The organism is Flavobacterium sp. Flavsp81 (assembly GCF_059491325.1).
This window is the reverse complement of sequence record NZ_CP168505.1, coordinates 3,798,385-3,820,433: the sequence shown is the minus strand read 5'-3', so window position 1 is coordinate 3,820,433 and position 22,049 is coordinate 3,798,385. Positions and strand designations below refer to the sequence as shown.

18 protein-coding genes are annotated in these 22,049 nt (G+C 34.3%); 10 read left to right on the top strand and 8 right to left on the bottom strand.

Annotated features, from left to right (window positions below; genetic code table 11):
* The first annotated feature begins 95 nt into the window (after positions 1-95).
* Entirely contained in the window at positions 96-881 is a 786-nt protein-coding gene (locus ACEN92_RS16040; RefSeq protein ID WP_495639348.1) for a THC0290_0291 family protein, read from the top strand.
* A 59-nt stretch (positions 882-940) separates the two neighbouring features.
* On the opposite strand, the gene ACEN92_RS16035 is transcribed toward ACEN92_RS16040, so the two are convergent.
* Complete coding sequence (locus ACEN92_RS16035) at positions 941-2,083, bottom strand: cystathionine gamma-synthase (protein WP_495639347.1); 1,143 nt, start codon at positions 2,081-2,083, stop codon at positions 941-943.
* 105 nt (positions 2,084-2,188) lie between these two features.
* Here ACEN92_RS16035 and ACEN92_RS16030 point away from each other — a divergent pair, with 105 nt between their 5' ends.
* Positions 2,189-2,932 carry a DUF3298 and DUF4163 domain-containing protein gene (locus ACEN92_RS16030; protein ID WP_495639346.1) on the top strand — a complete coding sequence of 248 codons (744 nt, stop codon included), beginning with the start codon at positions 2,189-2,191 and terminating at the stop codon, positions 2,930-2,932.
* A gap of 72 nt (positions 2,933-3,004) precedes the next feature.
* Here the strand turns inward: ACEN92_RS16030 and ACEN92_RS16025 are convergent, their stop codons facing one another.
* The 5 genes from ACEN92_RS16025 to ACEN92_RS16005 form a co-directional block, all read right to left on the bottom strand.
* Entirely contained in the window at positions 3,005-4,156 is a 1,152-nt protein-coding gene (locus tag ACEN92_RS16025) for an ATP-binding protein (RefSeq protein WP_495639345.1), read from the bottom strand.
* A 69-nt stretch (positions 4,157-4,225) separates the two neighbouring features.
* Entirely contained in the window at positions 4,226-4,468 is a 243-nt protein-coding gene (locus tag ACEN92_RS16020; protein ID WP_495639344.1) for a four helix bundle protein, read from the bottom strand.
* Positions 4,456-4,614: a hypothetical protein gene (locus ACEN92_RS16015; protein ID WP_495639343.1), complete on the bottom strand. Its 159-nt coding sequence runs from the start codon at positions 4,612-4,614 to the stop codon at positions 4,456-4,458. The genes ACEN92_RS16020 and ACEN92_RS16015 overlap by 13 nt, the downstream gene beginning before the upstream one ends.
* A 36-nt stretch (positions 4,615-4,650) precedes the next feature.
* Entirely contained in the window at positions 4,651-5,403 is a 753-nt protein-coding gene (locus ACEN92_RS16010) for an SDR family NAD(P)-dependent oxidoreductase (protein WP_495639342.1), read from the bottom strand.
* A 42-nt stretch (positions 5,404-5,445) separates the two neighbouring features.
* Positions 5,446-6,318, bottom strand: coding sequence for an aldo/keto reductase (locus tag ACEN92_RS16005; protein ID WP_495639341.1), 873 nt, complete (start codon positions 6,316-6,318; stop codon positions 5,446-5,448).
* A gap of 212 nt (positions 6,319-6,530) precedes the next feature.
* On the opposite strand from ACEN92_RS16005, the gene ACEN92_RS16000 reads away from it, so the two are divergent.
* The 8 genes from ACEN92_RS16000 (at position 6,531) to ACEN92_RS15965 (ending at position 15,915) form a co-directional block, all read left to right on the top strand.
* Complete coding sequence (locus tag ACEN92_RS16000) at positions 6,531-7,535, top strand: AAA family ATPase (RefSeq protein WP_007807095.1); 1,005 nt, start codon at positions 6,531-6,533, stop codon at positions 7,533-7,535.
* 79 nt (positions 7,536-7,614) lie between these two features.
* On the top strand, positions 7,615-8,478 hold the full coding sequence (locus ACEN92_RS15995; RefSeq protein ID WP_495639340.1) for a DUF58 domain-containing protein: 864 nt from the start codon (positions 7,615-7,617) through the stop codon (positions 8,476-8,478).
* A 162-nt stretch (positions 8,479-8,640) separates the two neighbouring features.
* Positions 8,641-10,275 carry a hypothetical protein gene (locus ACEN92_RS15990; RefSeq protein WP_495639339.1) on the top strand — a complete coding sequence of 545 codons (1,635 nt, stop codon included), beginning with the start codon at positions 8,641-8,643 and terminating at the stop codon, positions 10,273-10,275.
* Positions 10,275-11,276, top strand: coding sequence for a vWA domain-containing protein (locus ACEN92_RS15985; RefSeq protein ID WP_495639338.1), 1,002 nt, complete (start codon positions 10,275-10,277; stop codon positions 11,274-11,276). Before ACEN92_RS15990 ends, ACEN92_RS15985 begins: the two co-directional genes overlap by 1 nt.
* A 49-nt stretch (positions 11,277-11,325) precedes the next feature.
* Positions 11,326-12,360 carry a vWA domain-containing protein gene (locus ACEN92_RS15980; RefSeq protein WP_495639337.1) on the top strand — a complete coding sequence of 345 codons (1,035 nt, stop codon included), beginning with the start codon at positions 11,326-11,328 and terminating at the stop codon, positions 12,358-12,360.
* Between the two features lie 41 nt (positions 12,361-12,401).
* Entirely contained in the window at positions 12,402-13,181 is a 780-nt protein-coding gene (locus tag ACEN92_RS15975; RefSeq protein WP_495639336.1) for a tetratricopeptide repeat protein, read from the top strand.
* Between the two features lie 141 nt (positions 13,182-13,322).
* Entirely contained in the window at positions 13,323-15,071 is a 1,749-nt protein-coding gene (locus tag ACEN92_RS15970; protein WP_495639335.1) for a BatD family protein, read from the top strand.
* Positions 15,072-15,168: 97 nt separating this feature from the next.
* A complete protein-coding gene (locus ACEN92_RS15965) occupies positions 15,169-15,915 on the top strand; it encodes a tetratricopeptide repeat protein (RefSeq protein WP_495639334.1) in 747 nt (248 codons plus the stop codon).
* 75 nt (positions 15,916-15,990) lie between these two features.
* Here the strand turns inward: ACEN92_RS15965 and ACEN92_RS15960 are convergent, their stop codons facing one another.
* Positions 15,991-16,959 carry an outer membrane beta-barrel protein gene (locus ACEN92_RS15960; protein ID WP_495639333.1) on the bottom strand — a complete coding sequence of 323 codons (969 nt, stop codon included), beginning with the start codon at positions 16,957-16,959 and terminating at the stop codon, positions 15,991-15,993.
* A 177-nt stretch (positions 16,960-17,136) separates the two neighbouring features.
* Complete coding sequence (gene dnaE, locus ACEN92_RS15955) at positions 17,137-21,681, bottom strand: DNA polymerase III subunit alpha (protein ID WP_495639332.1); 4,545 nt, start codon at positions 21,679-21,681, stop codon at positions 17,137-17,139.
* Between the last annotated feature and the right edge of the window lie 368 nt (positions 21,682-22,049).

Genomic DNA, 22,049 nt, shown 5'->3' with positions numbered 1-22,049 from the left:
GTATTTTAATGCTTATTTTTTAATTGAAGAATTTATTATTTCAAATCGTCTATGTTTTTTATATATTTGTCCCTGATCTGAAAGCACAAAAACTCATGTTCAAGCAAATAGCACTTACACTTTTTACAATATTTGGCGTTACTACGATAACAAATGCACAATTAGCCCATGAAGTGGGTGTGATATTTGGCCCCGTAGCTTTTCAGTCTGATTATGGACAAAGACACGATAATTCTACAAACCTGGGTAATACAGGATTTGGAATTGGAGTAGTTCATTTTTTAAATTTTTCATCAGCTGCCAATAGAAATTATTTTTTCAATGAACATTTTAAACTTCGTTCTGAGATTTCCTTTAGTAAAACAGATTTTCAACATTTTGGCCGTTGGGTTGAAGGAAAACCTTCTGCCGGAAAAGAAAAACTAAAAGCTATGAACGGAAAAACTTCTTTGTTTAATGTTGGCACCCAATTAAACTTTACTCCTTTTACAACAACCCACGATTTTGAAAACAATATAGGGAGCCTATCCCCTTATATAAGTCTGGGGGTTATGGCTAGCTATTATAACACCGAAGCCAATTCTTCTCTGGGTCCCTTAGGATTAGAAAGTACAACTATCGATAAATATCTTACCCCTTCAGATGGGCATCAGTATGGTTTTGCAACCGAAAGTGGTCTTACAATTTCGGCTCTACTTGGGGTCGGAGTTCATTATAAATTAAACGAAATGAATGATTTAATCTTTGAAATACGTTATCAGGCATTTGATTCAGATTGGATTGACGGATTAAATCCCAACAAAGATCTTTACAAAGAGAATAAATCAAATGATTCACAAGTTTGGTTCAATTTAGGATATTCTCATTATTTAGAATTTTAAAGAATTAAAATATTAATAAAAACAAACCCCAATTTTTGTAAAAATTGGGGTTTGTTTTTTTATGCTAAGGCCTGCTCTAAATCGGCGATTAAGTCTTCTGCATCTTCGATACCAACACTTAATCTAACCAAGTCATCAGTAATACCTACTTCCGCTCTTTTATCAGCCGGAATTGAAGCATGGGTCATCAAAGCAGGATGATTTGCTAAAGATTCCACTCCTCCTAAAGATTCTGCAAGAGTAAATACTTTCAGCTTTTCTAAAAATGCAATTGAATCTTCTTTTTTACCTGAAACAAAAGTAAAAGAAACCATTCCGCCAAAAGCCTTCATTTGTCTTTTAGCAATGTCATGATAAGGATGGTTTTTTAAGCCAGGATAATAAACAGTTTTTATTTTGGGATGATTGCTTAAAAAATCTACCACTTTTTCTCCATTTTCACAATGTCTTTGAACTCTCAAGGAAAGTGTTTTTATTCCTCTTAAAACCAAAAAACTGTCCATAGGGCCGAGTGTAGCACCGGTTGCAAATTGTTGAAAATGCAATTGCTCTCCTAAAGCTTCATCCTTTACAATTAATGCGCCTGCAATAACATCAGAGTGTCCTCCTAAATATTTTGTGGCCGAATGCATCACGATATCAGCACCTAAGTCAAGTGGTTTTTGCAAATAGGGAGTTGCAAAAGTATTATCGACTGCCAGCCAAATTTTATGCTCTTTGGTAATTTTGGCAATTTCTTGTATATCTGCCAGTTTCATTAACGGATTCGTAGGGGTTTCAACCCAAACCAATTTGGTGTTTTCGTTAATCAAAGACTTCAGTTTTGTGATATCTGTCATATCTACAAAATGGAATTTAATTCCGGAATCTTTATAAATTCTTGTAAACATTCTGTAAGTCCCGCCATATAAATCATCCATGGCAATTACTTCGTCTCCGGCTTTAAATGCTCTCAAAATACAGTCTGTTGCAGCCAGACCTGATGAAAATGCCAAACCACGGGTTCCGTTTTCAATACTTGCCAAAGCATTTTCTAATGCTGTACGCGTAGGATTTGATGCTCTGCTATATTCATAATCACCTAAAGGCTGTCCCGGACTTGTCTGAATATAAGTTGAAGTTTGATAAACGGGAGGCATTACCGCTCCTGTAGTTGGATCATGATGCTGACCACCATGTATTACTTTAGTATTGAATTTCATATAGTTACAGTTTTTAAACACTTGAATATTGTACAAATTTACCGTTTAATTTATTCTAATCCTGATGCAACTTCTTACCTTTGTATATAATTAACACTTTTAGATATGAAACAGTATGCTTTTTTAGTCTTTTTGTTTTTGATATTCATTAGCTGTAACAAAGAACTTTCATTTAAGAATGAAACATTTAATAAAAAATCCTCTTTGCCTTGCAAAGCAGATTGTCCTCAAATCATAATCGATATTCCTATTGCAAAAAATATTCCTGTTGTAGCAGACAGCATCAATAAAAAAATATTAAACGTTGTAAAAGAAATTGTTTATTTTGGAGAAAAACCTTCAGAAGTAAAAGATTATAACAATCTTGCTACTTCTTTTATTACTTCATACGAAGAAATGCATAAAAAATTTCCAGATGAAACCTTTGGTTGGGAGGCAAAAATCAAAGGAAATATTGAATACCAATCAGATCAAATTTTAAACATCAAAATCGATTATTATACTTTTACAGGCGGAGCACACGGCTATCAGGGATTTCGTTCCTTATTATTTAATCCTAAAACAGGAAAAACCATTTTTAACAATCAGCTTTTTAAAAACGAAAAAGAATTCAGGGCTTTCGCCGAAAAAGAATTTCGAAACAAATATAAAATTCCAGCCAAAGCAAATATAAACGTTACTGGCCTGATGTTCGAAAAAGATACTTTTCAGCTGCCTCAAAATATTTTTTATACTAATGACGGCCTGCTCTTATATTACAATTCGTATGAAGCTGCCTCATATGCTGATGGGCCAAAAGACATTCTGTTTCCCTATAATAAAATCAGTAAATATTTGAAATATCAATGATTTGAATTTCAAATAAAAATAATTGAGCCAAAGTTATACGCACTGCAGTGTGCCTATACAGAAAAACCTTTGTTACTTTGAACCTTCCTGAAAATCATATTTCATTTTTCGCAAAATTCGTAATGCTTCTTTAAACGACAAATACACCTGTCCGAATGGTTTTAAAAGCAATTTGGCATCAATCAGTTTTTGCTTGGCATCATCAAAGCCATTTAAATAACAAATCATAAAAGTTGAAGGAAGGTTTTCTAAATCTTTTGATTCACGGTTTGACAAAGGAAATCCTTTTTGCAATTTTTGAAGTAATGCTATATTCGAATTATAAATATGAAACAGCATTCTTTTATTGAATTCCGGAGGCTGAAAAAGCATCTCACGATCAATTTTATAATAGCCGTTATCAAAAAAATGTATGGTTTGTTTTTCCAGAGGATAATAACTTGTTTTATCATTTAATCCTAACGGAACATACTCAGTTATAGTAAAACTATCATCATCAAACACAATCGTAACCACATCCTGAGCCGAATAAAAAAGTTTTATCTGTTCGTTGATTAATTCAATATCTACACGGGAAAGAAAGGTCTTATCCCTCGATTTTTTAGGGACGCCAGCCCAGCAGATTACAAACAATTCCTTAAAAACACGATATTTAGGCGACATATCTTTATGCCTGAAATTCATAAAATCAAATACACCGTCAAGTGTGTATTGAATACTGTTTCGGGAACTATTCTCGATACCGATAACCGTTTCGGTATTCTGATAATTCTTTTCAATTTCACCTTCAACAGGAACCGAATTACTGCCCCGTCTTATAAAAACACTGTTAGCAGGAATTGTATGGATTCCTTTTTTGAAACAGGATACTTTACTTTTGGGTTTAATAGTTACCAATCCAATCACTTTATCTTTTGGAAGGTTTGGAAATGGTACATTTTCGTATTGAATTTTAGGAGGATTTTCAAGAAAAGCATTTACCAGATTCTGAATTCGGCTATCGTCAAAGAAATCATCTCCAACAATTTCATTGTCCTGATCTTCAACACCAACAACGATATAAGAGTTATTGGTTGGATTTGAATTGGATAAAGCACAAATGTGTTTTAGAAATTTTGCCTTTCCTTCACGCGAATGCAAGTTCAGCTGCCTCTTCTTATCATAAAAACTACTCTCATCATTATGAGCGAGCAGGTTTTTTATTAAAAGGCGCTTATTGATCATATCAATAATTGATTATTTTTTATTATTTATTCTTCTTACTGCCTAATATTTAACACATTCATTTTATTACTAATCATATTTTGACCCTTTTTTATCTGAAGTTTTCAAATAATTCATAAACTTAGAAATCTGATCAATTATAATTTGAGCTTTAGTATTTAATTCTAAAAAAAGTATCTCATCAATATGTTTTCTATCAAAGCATCTTTGCAATTGAGCTTTAGTTTCACAACACGATCCTCTTGAATAACTTAAAAAAGTTATAAATTCCTTATTCCCTCCACGACCGAACCCTTCTGCTATATTATCCATAACGGAACCCGAAGATCGTTTATTTGCTCTCTCAACTTATAATCCTGTCCTAAAGCTGTAGTCAAAATTAAACTCCAAACCTGATTACTTTGTTCCCTCGCCAATTGATAAATTACCATTTCTTCAAAAGAATTATAATTCGCCATATTTTATAATGAATAAATAATAGAAATAAACAATAATTAATCCCTTTTTACAATCGTTGATGATGCCTGCGCAGTACACATAACAACTAAGTCCGCAATATTAACATGATACGGTCTTGACACCACAAAATGAATTATATCAGCAATATCTTCAGCTTGTAACGGATCAAACCCTTTATAAACATTTGAAGCCCTGTCAACGTCACCTTTAAAACGTACTTCGCTAAATTCTGTAGCAACTAATCCGGGATGAATACCTCCTACCTTTATTCCGTATGGATTCAAATCGATTCGCATTCCCTGAGTGATAGCATCAACAGCATGTTTTGACCCACAATAGACATTACCGTTCGGGTAAACTTCTTTTGCAGCTGTTGATCCAATGTTAATTATATGTCCTGATTTCCTTTCAGTCATTTGAGGAATAATCGCTTTCGAAACATACAAAAGTCCTTTTACATTAATGTCTATCATTGCATCCCAATCATCTAAATCTCCGTTTTGAATTGGGTCTAATCCATGTGCATTCCCTGCATTATTTATTAAAACATCAATTTCAGAAAAATATTCCGGTAATGATTTTATACTTTCAAGAACGCCGTTTTTATCACGAACATCAAAAACTAAAGAATGTACTTCTGTATACTCTGAAAGTTCATTTTCCAATTCCGTCAATCGTTCTTTACGTCTTCCGCAAATAATAATTTTATATTGATTTCTGGCAAATATTTGAGCCGTAGCTTTTCCGATTCCGCTTGTAGCTCCAGTAATTAAAACTGTTTTTTTCATCCCTATTAATTTCAATTATTATTATTTGATCTTTTAATTATTTTAAGGCACATCATTACCCATGCTTTCAGTCCAGATGGCAAACCAGTCTTCCTTATCCAAATCCAATTCTACCGCTTTAATCAATGACTGAATCCTGGCCACATTTACAGTTCCTGCAATCGGAATAACTCCTGCCGGATGTTTTAAAATCCAGGCAAGTAAAAGGGTATCAGATCCTAAATGATATTTTTCAACCAGAGTAGAAAGTAATTTTTTTAAGCGTCGTGTTTTCTTGGTATCTTCTCTAAAAACAGTCCCAAGCGGATTCCATGACAATGGTCTGATTTTGTGCATTTGCATGTAATCAAAACTTCCGTCAGTCATAGCTTCAAAATGGGTTGCCGAAAACTGTACCTGATTAAAACTTATCTCGGTTTTCTGGCGGATCAGTTCAGTTTGAGAACTTGTAAAATTCGAAAGGCCAAAATCAATAATTTTTCCTTCCGATTTTAATTTTTCAACTGCTTCGGCAATTTCATCTGCCTGCATTAAAGGACTCGGTCTGTGCAGCAAGAAAGCATCTACATAATCTGTTTTTAATTTCTTAAGGGATTCCTCTGCAGACCAAACAATATATTCCTTAGAATAATCATAATGTTTGATTTTATTTTTACGATTTTCAGCAACCATCTGAATACCGCATTTGGTAATTAACTGCACTTTTTCCCGCGAAATTTTACTCGATTTAAATGCTTCCCCAAAGTCTGCTTCGGTAGTATATGATCCGTAAATATCGGCATGATCAAAAGTAGTAATTTTATTTTCGACAAAAAGCTGTATGGTACTTTCCATCTCGCTGTTTGTAAGATTTTTATCCCACACACCCCAGTTCATAGTGCCTGAAATTATAGGTGACAATAGTGTTTTACTCATGTTTTTATTATGTTATTTTCAATGATATTTATGTGCGGATAAAGCATAATCATCAAAGTTCTTAAAAATATAAAAATAGAATCACAATTCGTCCTTAAAATTAGGTCGTTGGTCGAAGTTTTAACCATTCTTTAACATCTTACTTCTCAAAAAATATTCAATTTGCACTCTCAAAAGTTAGGCATAAAAATCAAGGTTTTAAAAATATTTATATGGAAGAAAATACAACGACTTTAGACATTAGAGCGATAAATGAAAAAATTGAGAGAGAAAGTGCTTTTATAGACCTTCTTACAATGGAAATGAACAAAGTTATTGTGGGCCAGAAACATATGGTCGAACGTTTATTAATCGGGCTTTTGGGACAAGGGCATATTTTACTTGAAGGTGTTCCCGGACTGGCCAAAACTTTAGCGATAAATACTTTGTCGCAGGCAGTGCAAGGTTCTTTCAGCCGTATTCAGTTTACTCCTGACTTATTACCTGCCGATGTTGTTGGTACAATGATTTACAACATCAAAGCAAATGAATTTTCGATTAAAAAAGGGCCAATTTTTGCCAATTTTGTACTTGCAGATGAGATTAACCGTGCTCCGGCAAAAGTTCAATCGGCTTTATTAGAGGCAATGCAGGAAAAACAAGTTACTATTGGCGACACTACTTTCAAACTGGATCGTCCGTTTTTAGTATTGGCAACTCAAAATCCTGTTGAACAGGAAGGAACCTACCAGCTTCCTGAAGCTCAGGTTGACCGTTTTATGTTGAAAACGGTAATTGACTACCCAAAAATAGATGAAGAACGTTTTGTAATTCGTCAAAACTTAAAAGGAAGTTACGAAAAAGTAAATCCGGTAGTTTCAGTTGAACAAATTTTGCGTGCACAAGAAGCTGTTCGTGAGGTTTATATGGACGAAAAGATCGAAAAATATATCTTAGATATCATCTTTGCAACCCGTTATCCGGAAAAATACAAATTAGCCGACCTAAAACCACTTATTAGTTTTGGAGCATCACCACGTGGAAGTATCAATTTAGCTAATGCAGCAAAATGTTACGCATTTATCAAACGTCGTGGTTATGTAATTCCGGAAGATGTTCGGGCTGTTGTACATGATGTGTTACGTCACAGAGTTGGGATAACTTATGAGGCTGAAGCCGAAAACATTACTTCTGTAGACATTATCAACAAAATCGTAAACGAGATTGAAGTACCTTAAAAAGTTGATGGTTGATTGTTTTTTGTTGATGGCCTCAAAACCATTAACTAACAACCAACAACCGTAAACCAAATCAAAAATGGATACAAAAGAGCTTTTAAAAAAAGTACGGAAAATAGAAATCAAAACCAAAAGACTGAGCAATCATATCTTTTCAGGAGAATACCATTCTTCATTTAAAGGGCGTGGAATGACTTTTAGCGAAGTACGTCAGTACCAATATGGCGATGATATTCGTAACATTGACTGGAATGTTACCGCACGCTATAATGAAGCCCATGTAAAAGTTTTTGAAGAAGAACGCGAACTGACCATGATGTTAATGGTTGACATTTCCGGTTCTGAAGGTTTTGGTTCAAAAAGCCAATTTAAAAAAGACATCGTAACCGAAATTGCGGCAACTATGGCTTTTTCGGCTACACAAAATAACGATAAGATTGGATTAATCTTATTCTCTGATAATGTTGAATTGTACATTCCGCCAAAAAAAGGCCGTTCACATGTTTTGAGAATCATTCGTGAATTAATCGAATTTGAGCCGAAAAGTCAAAAAACAGATATCGCCCAGGCCCTGAAGTTTCTTTCGGGAACTCAAAAAAAGAAAGCTATTGTATTTGTGATTTCTGATTTCATGTCTGAGAATTACGAACAAACTTTAAAGATCGCTTCTAAAAAACACGACATTACAGGTGTTCGTGTATACGATATCCGAGAAGAAAAAATCCCAAATTTAGGAATGGTAACAATGCTTGATGCCGAAACCGGAAAAATTCAATTGGTAAATACAGGTTCTAAATCGGTGCGTATGAATTACGAAAAACATTATCAGGAGAGAGTCAATTATTTCAAGGAAATTTTTAGTAAATCCGGTGCTGGAGTTGTAAATACAAGAGTTGACGAGAATTACGTAACCAAATTATTAGGCTATTTCAAATCGAGATAAATATAATTTTAGATTGCAGATTTTACATTTTACATTTTTTTGAAAATCAATTAATTTATCTCTGCCAAAAAATTACAAAAACAACAATCCGCTTAAATCTGAGTCATCCGTGTTCCATTTTTAAGCATTCATTTTAGACTAAAATCTGAAATCAAAAATCAAATGAAATTAAAATTTTACATATTTTTATTTTTACTTTCTACAGTTGTTTTTGCACAACAAAAACAGGTAGAAACAAGTGTTGATACCACAAAAAATAAAATTGGAGCTGAATTCAAGCTAACGCTTAAAACTGTGGTGAGTTCAAAATCTAAAGTTGTTTTTCCTAAATTAAAGAACATTGGCGCTTTAGAGGTAATCGAATCCTATCCAATTGATACGGTTAAGAAAAATGATACTTACGAGCTGATCAAAAAATATGGTTTAACCCAATTTGATTCAGGAAGATATACTATTCCATGTATTAAAGTTTTAATTGATAAAAAACCTTTTTTATCAGACTCTATACGTGTAGAGGTTACAAATATTAAAGTAGATACGTTACAACAAAAAATGTATGACATCAAAGACATTTCTTCTGTTAACAGTGGAATTGGGAGCTGGTGGATTTATATTTTAATTTTTGTAATCATTATCGGAATTGGTGTTTTTATCTATTGGTTTCTCAAAAAACACCAAAAGAAAAAAATTGAAGAGGAAGTTTATAAAACACCTATCGAGAAAGCAACAAGTTTATTAAATAATCTGGAGAAAAAAGAACTTTGGCAAAAAGGCGAAATAAAAGAATATTATAGTGAATTAACAGATATTGCACGTAATTATATTGAAGAAGCCATTCAGATTCCGGCTATGGAAAGCACTACATCTGAATTGATTCAGGGAATAAAGTCAGCTTCTGCAAAAAAGAAAATGAGTTTAACGCCTGAAACTGTTGAAAATCTGGAACGTGTTTTAAGACAGGCGGATTTAGTGAAATTTGCAAAATCCAAGCCATTAGAATTTGAAATTACTGAAGACAGAAATAAAATTCAAAAGGCAATCTTAACGCTTGATAACGCAATTCCAACAGAAATTCCTGCTGAAGAAGAAGATCAATTATTAAATGAAGCTCAGAAGCAGAAGCAGATCAAACTTCAATTAAAGAAAAAAAGAAACAAACGCATTGCAATTGCTGTTGGTACAGTAGTTTTTTTACTTACTGCAACTACTACATTTTTTATAGTTACTAAAGGCTTCAACTATGTAAAAGACAATGTTTTTGGACATCCAACAAAAGAATTACTGGAAGGAGAATGGGTAAAAAGTGAGTATGGAAATCCTGGTATCTTAATTGAAACTCCCAGGGTTTTAAAACGATTAGATACCCAGAAAGTTTTACCAAAAGAAGCAATGGCCCTTATAAAAGAAATGCAGCTTTTTGGATACGGAAGCTTATTTGATAATTTCTATGTGACTGTTTCGACATCAAAATTTAAAAATCCAACCGAAATCGACTTATCAAAAGCACTGGAAGGTAATTTAAAAATAATCGAAACTCAGGGGGCAAAAAATATGATTGTAAAACAAGAAGATTTTGAGACCAAAGAAGGAATCACAGGCATAAAAGGCTACGGAACTTTTACCTATATTAATGAGAACCTGAAATCCAGCACTAAACTTTATTATGAAGTCTTACTGTTCAAACAAGATGGCGGTTTGCAGCAAATTGCAATATTTCATGAAGAGGGTGACACGTATGCTAATGATATTTCGGACAGAATTCTAAATTCTGTTGAACTTAAAAAAGCAAGTAACTAATGGAGAAGATAACTTTTTTGAATCCGGAATTTTTTTGGCTGTTTTTATTAATTCCAATTGCAATCATTTGGTTTTTCTGGAAACGCAACCAACAATCAGCTACTTTAAAAATAAGTTCAATACAAGGTTTTAAAAATTCAGAATCACTTTTAACAAGGCTAAAACCTTGTTTATATGTTTTTAGAATCATTGCATTATGTTCTCTAATTATTGCATTAGCAAGGCCAAGAACTGTTGATATCAGCAATCAGACTAAAACTACCAAAGGAATTGATATTGTAATGGCAATTGACGTTTCCGGAAGTATGCTCGCAAAAGACTTAAAACCAAACCGTATGGAGGCTTTAAAAAGAGTTGCTGCAGATTTTGTCACTGAGCGCCCGAATGACAGAATCGGATTGGTTGTGTATGCCTCAGAAGCATATACTAAAACACCGGTAACAAGTGATAAGGCAATTATTCTTGAAGCAATAAAAGGTATAAAATATGACAATGTTTTACAGGACGGAACCGGAATCGGAATGGGTTTGGCAACGGCAGTAAATCGATTGAAAGACAGTAAAGCAAAAAGCAGGGTAATTATTTTATTGACTGATGGTGTAAATAATGCCGGTTTTATTGAACCTGAAACGGCTTCGGATATTGCGAAACAATACGGAATAAAAGTATATACTATTGGAATTGGAACAAACGGAATGGCTGAATTTCCTTATGCCTACGCTCCAAATGGCGGATTTTTATTTAAAATGCAAAAAGTAGAAATTGACGAAAAATTATTAAAAAGTATTGCCAGAAAAACTGACGGAACTTATTTCAGGGCTACCAGTAATGATAAATTAGCCCAAATATATAATTCGATCAACAAATTGGAAACTACAGAAATACAAGAGTTAAAATTCTACGATTATGATGAAAAATACAGGTTTTTTGTACTTCTGTCAGGATTTTTATTATTGTTGGAAATAGGATTACGAAACACGGTTTACAGAAGCTTCATTTAATTTTAGATGTAAAAATCTAAAATCTAAATTCAGAAATCTAAAATTTAAAATGGAATTAGACGAAAAAAAATATTTATATCTATTATTTATCATCCCCATTGTGGTGTGTGTTTTTCTTTTTAATATGTATTGGAAAAGAAAAAAACAGCGCGAATTTGGTGATTTGGAAATGGTAAAAAAACTAAGCCCTGAGCGTTCTGTTTTTAAACCGGTTTTGAAACTGATAGTGTTCCTTTTGGCATTGGCCTGTTTGATTATAGGATTAGTTAATCCAAAAATCGGAACAAAGATGGAAACCGTTAAACGCGAAGGAATTGATATTGTTTTTGCTGTTGACGTTTCAAAAAGTATGCTTGCTGAAGATGTAGCACCAAACCGTTTAGAAAAAAGTAAGCAATTGGTTTCGCAAATTATCAATCAGTTAGGAAGCGACAGAATAGGAATTGTCGCGTATGCAGGAAGTGCTTTTCCGGTTTTACCAATTACAACAGATTATAGTGTAGCAAAAATGTTCCTGCAGAGTATGAGTCCTGATATGGTTTCATCTCAGGGAACTTCACTGGATGAAGCTATTTATTTATCTTCAAAATATTTTGATGAAAAAAGCAAGACAAGCAAATTATTAATTCTGATTTCTGATGGTGAAGACCATTCTGAAGGTGCTGAGTCCGCAGCTGAAGAAGCCAATAAATTTGGAATGAAAATCATTACAATTGGTATCGGAACAGAAAAAGGAAGCACCATTCCATTAAAAAGAAATGGTGTTGTCGAGAGTTACCAAAAAGATAATAACGGTGAAACTGTAATTACAAAACTGAATCAGGAAGGATTAAAAGCTATTGCAAAAGCTACCAAAGGCGGTTACGTTTATGGCGGAAGTACTAAAGAAGTTTTGGAATATATAAAAAATGCATTAAACAATATTCAGAAAACAGAGTTTGAAGCAACACAAATGGCTGACTTTCAATCACAATTTCAATGGTTTTTGGGTTTTGCCTTTTTATTATTGTTTTTGGATATTTTTCTGTTAGAGAAAAAAACAAACTGGATAAACGAGTTGAATTTATTTAACGAAAAAAAATAATTGTTCTTAATAAGTTTGGAACAAAAAAAATAAAAATCAGAATGAAAAATTTACTTCTTTATATTTTACTAACCTTCTCTTTGGCAGTTTCAGCTCAGGAGAAAGACAAAACATTGCCTGATGCCAATGAAGAATATAAACAGAATAAATTTGTTGATGCTGAAGCAAATTACAGGATTTCGCAATCAAAATTTCCAAAAAAAGCTACAGCCTCTTATAATTTAGGAAATACCATTTATAGACAAAATCAGGTTTCTGAAGCTAAATTTGCTTATGGTAAAGCCATTAAAAATGCAAAAACCAAACCTGAGAAACACAAGGCATTTCATAATTTGGGAAACGTTTTTATGAAAGAGAAAGATTATACGCAAGCGGTCGAAGCTTACAAACAAGCATTGCGCAATGATCCGACTGATGATGAAACACGCTACAATTATGCTTTGGCGAAACAAAAATTAAAAGAAAATCCTCCGAAAAACGACAAAAATAAAGACAAAAATAAGGATAAGAAGAACGACAAAAAAGACGATCAGAAAAAAGACGGGGACAATAAGGATAAAGATAAAAAGGACGGGAAAGACGACCAAAAGAAAGACGATAAGGGAGACAAGGACAAGGATAAAAAAGACGGTAAAAACGATCCTAAAAAAGATGACAAGTCAGATAATAAAGGTGAACCAAAACCAATGCCCGGAGGAATTTCAAAAGAACGTGTTCAGAACTTACTGGATGCCGTAAACAACGAAGAAAAGAAAATACAGGATAAAGTAAACGCACAAAAAGTAAAAGCAAATCCTAAAAAAGCAGAAAAAGACTGGTAAACACTTTTTCTTTAAAACAATTGTCACCCTGAGCAGAGTCGAAGGCTCATAACATAACGAGCTTCCGACTCTGCTCAGCCTGACAAAGAAGAAATATAATAATCATTACTAAATTGTTAAAACAAACAATTAAAAAATTAAATGAAAAAATATTTAATTCTATTACTATTCACTTTTCAGGGGCTTATGGCTCAGGTTCAATTTGAAGCCAGAGTAAGCAAGAATACACTTGGACTTAACGAAAGACTTCGCATCGACTTTATTATGAATGTTGACGGAGACAATTTTGAACAGCCATCTTTTGACGGTTTTAGAATTGTTGCCGGTCCCAGCCAGCAAATAAGTCAGTCCTGGGTAAATGGAAGAAGTTCTTTTCAGAAAATTTATTCTTATTTTTTATTACCAAATCAAAAAGGTACCGTTACCATCAAACAAGCTTCCATTGAATATAACGGACAGATCTACAGAACGGCCCCTATAAAAATAACGGTTACCAATGCCGTAGCTCAGGAAAGAGATCCTAATGCACAACAGCAACAAGGATCAGGAAATGAAACATTGAATCTGGTAGCAGAGATTTCAAAAACAAATCCGTATGTAAACGAACCTATTACGGCAGTTTACAAATTATATTTCAATAATATTGGCGTAACCGGTTTTAAGGAATTATCAAAACCGAAATACAATGACTTTTGGAATCAGAACATAGAAATCAAACGATTAGTTGTTGAAGAAGGAAGCTATAAAGGAGAAAGATGTTATTTTGTGGTATTAAAAAAGACGATTTTATATCCTCAAAAATCGGGAAAACTTACTATTGAGCCTCTTTCTTTAGACATAGGTGTTCAGCTGCCAACAAATCGTCGTGATATGTTTGGTCAGATGATTATTACTGAAGGAAACAAAGTCGTATCTGCGGGTGCCAAAACAATTTATGTAAAAGCACTTCCGGAAACAAATAAACCTGTTGGATTTACGGGTGCTGTGGGTAAATTTGATTTCAGGGTAACACCTTCAAAAACTTCTTTGAAAAATGGAGAAAGTCTTGATTTGATTGTCAGTGCAACTGGAACCGGAAATATGAAATTATTTACTTTACCTAAACCGGTTGTTCCAAATGCATTAGAGATGTACGATCCTGTTCATGATGAAAAAGTGACTACATCGCTTGCCGGAATGAGTGGAAAAATTTCAGATAAGTATACGATTATTCCTCAATACAAAGGAAAATATGCTATAAAGCCTATGGAATTCTCCTATTTCGATTTAAATTCGGGCAGTTATAAGACCATAACGTCACCGGAAATTATGATTGATGTCTTGGATGGACCAATGCAGGCTGAAGCAGCTGCATCAAATTCATCAAAAAATGTGATTACAAAATCAGAGCAGTTTAAATATATCAAATCAAGAACCACTTTAGTTCCTATAGCTAAAGATGATTTTTATGGTTCTGATTTATATTACGGATTATTATTATTGCCTTTCGTGATTTTACCAATTATTGTAATTGCCAAGAAGAAAAAAGAAGCAATTGACAGTGATGTAACCGGTAACCGAATCAAAATGAATAATAAACTGGCAAGGAAATATCTATCTGAAGCCAAAAAACAGCTTAATAATAAAGAGCCGTTTTATATTGCCCTGGAAAAAGCAATGCACAATTTTCTGAAAGCTAAATTGCATATTGAAACTTCGGAGATGAGCAAAGACAATATCCGGGAGTTATTATTATCGAGAAACTCAAATCCGGAAACAGTTCAAAGTTTTATCAACTTAACTGAAAATTGTGAGTTTGCACGTTATGCTCCGGCATCAAGCGCATCTATTCAGCAGGATTATGACAAAGCTGTTTTGATCATTTCTGAATTGGAAAAGCAAATTGTTTAATTGAATACATTATAATCATTTGTCAAATCGAGCGGAGTCGGGATGAACATTTGAGTTTCGACTCCGCTCAACTTGACAAAATGAAAAACATAAACAAATGAAAAACATATTATATCTCTTTCTATTCATCTCTCAGGTATTCTTTGCTCAAAGCAGCTTTGAAAAAGGGAATGCATTATATCAAAAAGGGGAATACAAACAAGCTGCTCAGGAATATGAAAGCATACTTAAAGAAGAGAAAAAACATTCGGCTGAGTTGTATTTTAATTTAGGAAACTGCTATTACAAACTCAATAAAGTAGCTCCTTCGATTTATAATTATGAGAAAGCTCTGGTCTTAAAACCAAATGATGCAGAAACTTTAAGCAATTTAAAGTTTGCCAAAAAACTCACTATAGACGAAATTAAAGATGTTCCAAAAGTAGGTTTTGCAAAACTGATCCAGAACTTTACCGGTATTTTTAATTATAATACCTGGGCCTGGATTTCAATCGGAATAGCGTTTACATTTCTATTGAGTTTTATTGGATATTATTTTTCACAGCTTACACTTTCAAAAAGAATTTATTTCATTGGAATGTTTATTCTTTTGTTCGCATTACTATTAAGCGTTTCAGCCGGAATAACGGAAAAAAGCCATTATGATAACGATCTTCCGGCAATTGTATTTGCTGAAATGGCTGAAGTGCGCAGTGAACCTCAAAAAGCAGGATCAAGTATTTTCTTATTACATGAAGGGGCAAAAGTATATGTAAAAGAAACTTTAGAAAACTGGAAAAAAATCGAATTAACTGACGGAACTGAAGGATGGATTGATGCCTCAGCGATTAAGGAAGTAAAGTAATTTATTTTAAAGATATAAAAAAGAGGGTATTCGTTATGAATACCCTCTTTTTTATATCTTAAATTCCCTTAAGAATTAAAGACTGTATTTAAGACCTATAGTTAATCCTAAACCACTAATTCCAACATAAGAACTAATATCGTTCATTGCATCATCAGGTCTGGTTGTATCTTTTTCTATATTTGTTGTTGCTGTATTAGGATTAAATAAATAGTGATTTGATTTCGCAGTCAATTCATCAACATATTTAACATGGCTTGCTGAGTAAGAAGCATCTGCTCTAAAAGTAGTTGGAGTATACAATTTGTCAACTCCATTTTCAGTATAGACTTCAGTTTCTTTAGTGTCACCATGTACAGTAAAATTACGGTACTCAATCTCTGCAAATACGGAAATACGATTTGCTAATTTATAGGAAGTACCAATAGCCGCCATAAAACCTACGGTTGGTTTAGGTTTCACAACATCTTTAGTATAGGTATTGGTAACTCCGGCAGGTGTTGTAAATGCTCTATTGCTTTCAATTTCTAATGTTCCGTGAACAGGAACAATAACTCCAACTTTAGTATATGGTTCAAAACCATGAGCCTCTCCTAAAAACATTACAAGTGCAGGTGCTATATCAAACGCTTCAATTTTTCCTTCTGCACTACCTGTTACAAAAATTGGTACATTATTAGGATTAGGCACATATTTATGTGTTGCCTGTGCCATTGTCTTACTATTACCATTGAAATAATTAAATCCTACCTCTACACCAAAACGTGTCGAAAAACGATATCCGGCAGTCAATCCTGTGCGGAATCCTTCCCCGAATGATCCATGATTAGTTTCTCTTGAAACCAAAGTTGTACCATCTGCTGCGTAGACATCATTATTAGGTAATGTTCCTGAAATAATTGGGAAATCAGTAGCCGCAGTCTGAATGAAGTATGATCCTCCTAATTTAAAATACCAGCTTTCCGGTTTATCTGCACTTTCTGTTTGCGCCATTGTGGCCATAGAGCAAATCATTAATCCGATTAAAAATAAATGCTTTTTCATAATTTTTTCTTTGTTAATTTAATGCAAACTTATAATAATTAAAATTTATTTTTTTACAACATTCCCATACTATGGGCTATTATTATTGATTTAAAAAATAATGACATTATAAATTACTATGCGTGCATAATTTTAACTTAAAAAAAATATATCCCTCTAAATTTTAACTATTAAAAATTAATTTAATTTGAAGTTAACCTGCATTTTTTCCAGCTCCTGTAACAATTCAGTTGAAATTTTGACTTTTAACCTACGGCTTGGCATTGTTAATTTGGTTACTACTTTTATTTCTTCGACCTCAGTAACTTCCTGAATTTTAGTTTCATTGAGAGCTGTTTCTATATCTTCATTTTCAGTTTCATGTTCAAAGACAACATCTTCGGTTTCTTCAAATTCGGTTGGCGTTTCAACTTCAACAAGACGTTTTATTTTTTCTAGTTCCATGATTTCAAAAGTCACTGAATTATCTCCTTTATTTTCATTAAATAATTGACTCAGCTTATGAATAAATTCGGTTTGCAGATCTTTAATATTCAATAATAAAACTAATTTCTTCGCAAATGTTTCCAAGACATCCTGCAATTGTTTCACCTCAACAAATTGCATTCTCGGCTCAGATTTTTTGCCAGTATCATGATTTACCCAACCGTCTTTTATTAAGATTTTAAGGAAAGCAAAATTGTTCTGAATCAGAAAATGACGAAACTTTAAATATTCTTCACCAAAAATTCTGAACTCATAACTTTCATCATAACCTTCTAAGTTAAACATCGCCCAGCCTTTTCCGTTTTTAGCAACGCGATGCTGTACGTTATTAATGATTCCGGCAAAAGTCAGGTTTTTACCCACATATAATTCCATACTTTTTAATGCTTCCAATCGTGCATTGCAGAAGTATTTCATTTCAAATCTAAAATCATCCAACGGATGTCCGGAAATATAAATCCCGACAACTTCTTTCTCTTTAGCCAGTTTTTCCATAGTGCTCCAGTCTTCACACGGAGGCACAACAGGTTCTGCAATCTGAACTTCACTCGCTTCTCCAAACAAGCTTACCTGCGATGAATTTTCGTTTTCCTGAAATTTAGATCCATAACGAATCGCTTTTTCGTAAAACGTAATCCCGTCGCCATCATCATGAAAATATTGTGCTCTTGTAGTTCCTTCAAAGGAATCGAATCCACCGGCAAGAGCCAGGTTTTCAATTGCTTTTTTATTAGCGGCACGCAAATCAATTCGCTTTGCCAGATCAAAAATCGATTTATATCTTGCCTCTTTTCTGCTCTCCACAATAGTTGCTACAGCTCCCGAACCTACTCCTTTAATTGCTCCCATTCCAAAACGGACAGCGTAATCATCATTTACGGTAAATTTATAATATGATTCATTGACACAAGGTCCTAAAACCTGTAATCCCATACGTTTACATTCTTCCATAAAAAATGACACCTGTTTGATATCATTCATATTATTCGAAAGTACCGCCGCCATATATTCTGCAGGATAATGCGCTTTTAAGTAAGCCGTTTGGTAAGCAATCCATGCATAACATGTCGAGTGTGATTTATTGAAGGCATAACTCGCAAAAGCTTCCCAGTCTTTCCAGATTTTTTCCAGAATTTTGGCATCATGGCCTTTTTCCGCAGCCTGTTCTACAAATTTAGGCTTCATTTTATCCAGAACGTCCTTTTGCTTTTTACCCATCGCTTTACGCAAAACGTCGGCCTCACCTTTTGTAAAGCCAGCCAACGATTGGGACAGAAGCATTACCTGCTCCTGATAAACCGTGATTCCGTAAGTCTCTCCTAAATATTCTTCGCAGGCATCCAGATCGTATTTGATTTCTTCTTCCCCATTTTTTCTTCGGACGAAAGATGGAATATATTCTAAAGGTCCCGGACGATACAAGGCATTCATTGCAATTAAATCTCCAAAAACCGTGGGCTTCAGATCTTTCATGTATTTTTGCATTCCGGGTGACTCATATTGGAAGATTCCAACTGTTTCACCTCTTTGGAAAAGCGCATACGTTTCAGGATCATCAATTGGAAAAGTATCCGGATCCAGCTCAATTCCGGTTCTGTATTTTACCAGTTTAACGGTATCTTTTATTAGGGTAAGAGTCTTCAGACCCAAAAAGTCCATTTTCAGCAATCCTGCACTTTCAGCAACCGAGTTATCAAACTGCGTTACATACAAATCAGAATCTTTTGCGGTGGTAACCGGAACGAAATTCGTAATATCCGATGGCGTAATAATTACTCCACAGGCGTGAATACCGGTATTTCGCATCGATCCCTCAAGGATTTTGGCCTGCTGAATTGTTTCTCCTGCCAAATCGCCTTCGTTGGCAATAGCGATTAACTCCTTAATATTATCAAATTCATCAGAACGAAGTGCTTTTTTGATATCGTCTTCGCTTTCAGAAATAAAACGCGCCAGATTCCATTTGGACGGCATCATTCCCGGAATCAGTTTTGCAATTCTGTCGGCTTCAAATAAAGGCAAATCCAAAACACGAGCCGTATCACGAATCGCTGATTTGGTTGCCATTTTACCATACGTAATAATTTGCGCTACCTGATTTTTTCCGTATTTATTGATTACGTAATCCATAACACGGCCACGGCCTTCATCATCAAAATCGATATCAATATCTGGCATGGATACACGATCGGGATTCAGGAAACGCTCAAAAAGCAAATCGTACTTAATCGGGTCGATATTCGTAATCCCCAAACAATATGCCACTGCAGAACCAGCCGCAGAACCACGTCCCGGTCCTACCGAAACATCCATTTCCCGGGCCTTGGCAATGAAATCCTGAACGATCAAAAAGTAACCCGGATATCCGGAATTCGAAATCGTAAGTAATTCAAAATCCAAACGTTCCTGAATAGATTCTGTAATCTCGCCATATCTCTTTTTTGCTCCCACCATTGTCAGATGACGCAAATATTTATTTTCACCTCTTACACCGCCATCAGCTTCATCTTCGGGAACGATAAATTCTTCCGGTATATCAAATTTAGGAAGCAATACATCGCGATAAAGCGAATAAATCTCAACCTTATCTACAATTTCCTGAATATTAATAATGGCTTCCGGCAAATCGGAAAAGAGTTTTTTCATCTCTTCCTCCGACTTATAATAGTATTCCTGATTGGGCAACCCGTAACGGTAACCACGGCCTCGACCAATTGGCGTAGCTTGTTTTTCACCGTCTTTTACACACAATAAAATATCGTGTGCATTGGCATCTTCCTTATTTAAATAAAAAGTATTGTTAGTTGCAATTAGTTTGACATTGTGCTTTTGGGCAAATTCAATCAGGGTTTTGTTGACACGATTCTCATCTTCCTGATTGTGGCGCATGACTTCCAGATAAAAATCATCTCCAAATTGTTCTTTCCACCAAATCAAAGCTTCTTCAGCCTGGTTTTCACCAATATTCAGAATTTTACTTGGAATCTCTCCGTATAAATTCCCGGACAAAACCATAATATCTTCCTTGTATTGCTCAATAACTTTTCGGTCAATTCTCGGAACATAGTAAAATCCCTCTGTAAAAGCAATTGATGACATTTTTGCCAGATTGTGATAGCCTTTTTTATTTTTGGCTAATAGCACAACCTGATTTCCGTTGTCTTTTTTGCTTTTATCTAAATGGTTTTCACAGATATTAAATTCGCAGCCTACAATTGGTTTTATTTCAGTTTCTGCAGGTTCTTCACCAGCTTCAGCCAAAGTTTTATTTTTTGCAGAAGCCGTTTTATTATGATTCATAACGGCACTCACAAAGTGAAAAGCCCCCATCATGTTTCCGGTATCTGTCATGGCAACGGCCGGCATTCCATTTTTGGCTGTAGCCGAAACAATATTCCCAATTCCGATAGTAGATTGTAAAACCGAAAACTGTGTATGATTGTGCAAATGCGAATATTTTGCCGCTTTAAAATCTGCTTTATCAGACTCTGAAACTACAGTTTGTCTGTCATTAGATTGTAAAGCTTTAATTTGCTCTCTGATTTTATCAGAAGCCGCTTTTAAATTGATATGTTTTAAACCGATCAGCGGAAATTCCTGCGGATTTCGATTCTGGAATTCCTTGAAATAATCTTTTGGAACATCTAATTCTTCTTTGGTAAAAACCTCTCTTCTGATTAATTCCAGAAAACAACGCGTGGTTGCTTCAACGTCGGCAGTTGCGTTGTGTGCTTCCGAGAAAGGTTTATTGAAAAGATAACTGTGTAATTCTGTTAAGGTTGGCAGTTTGAATTTTCCTCCACGACCACCGGGAAGCTGTAATAATGAAGCGGTAACTTCAGTACAAGTATCCAAAACAGGCATAGAACTCATCGGAGAATCCACTCCCATTCGATGAAATTCGGCACCCATAATGTTAACGTCGAAACCTAAATTCTGACCAACGATAAATTTGGTTTTACTTAAGGCAATATTGAATTTTTCTAAAACTTCGGCCAGCGTGATTCCTTCGGCTTCAGCCAATTCGGTCGAAATTCCGTGAATACGTTCCGCATCATACGGAATATTAAATCCGTCAGGCTTTACCAAATAATCCTGATGCTCGATCAATTGTCCCATTTCGTCATGCAGCTGCCACGCGATCTGAATACAGCGGGGCCAGTTATCAGAGTCGGTAATTGGGGCATCCCAACGTTTCGGTAATCCAGTAGTTTCGGTATCGAATATTAAGTACATAGCTATAAATCAGGTGATTGCAATTTTATAAAAATACAAAAATTGAACTTCAAATTTAGTCCTTTTTTTGGAGAAAGAAAATGCTTAGATTGGTAAAAAAACATTCTTATCAACAAATCAGTTTTTATCTCAAAAATCATAAAATTTCATAAAAATCATTCTTTTGGATGTCGTAGTATTTTAATTAAAAAATCAACTGAAAAATTTCATCAGATTCTCTGTTAATTACATTTAAAAAGACCAATTATTCGGAATTTCAAAATCCTAAAAAAGAAATCAAAACTAACAATTATTACTATTTTCATCACTTTTGTTACATTTTTTTGAATTAAAACCTATATTTTATACAGCTTTTGAGATAAATTTGC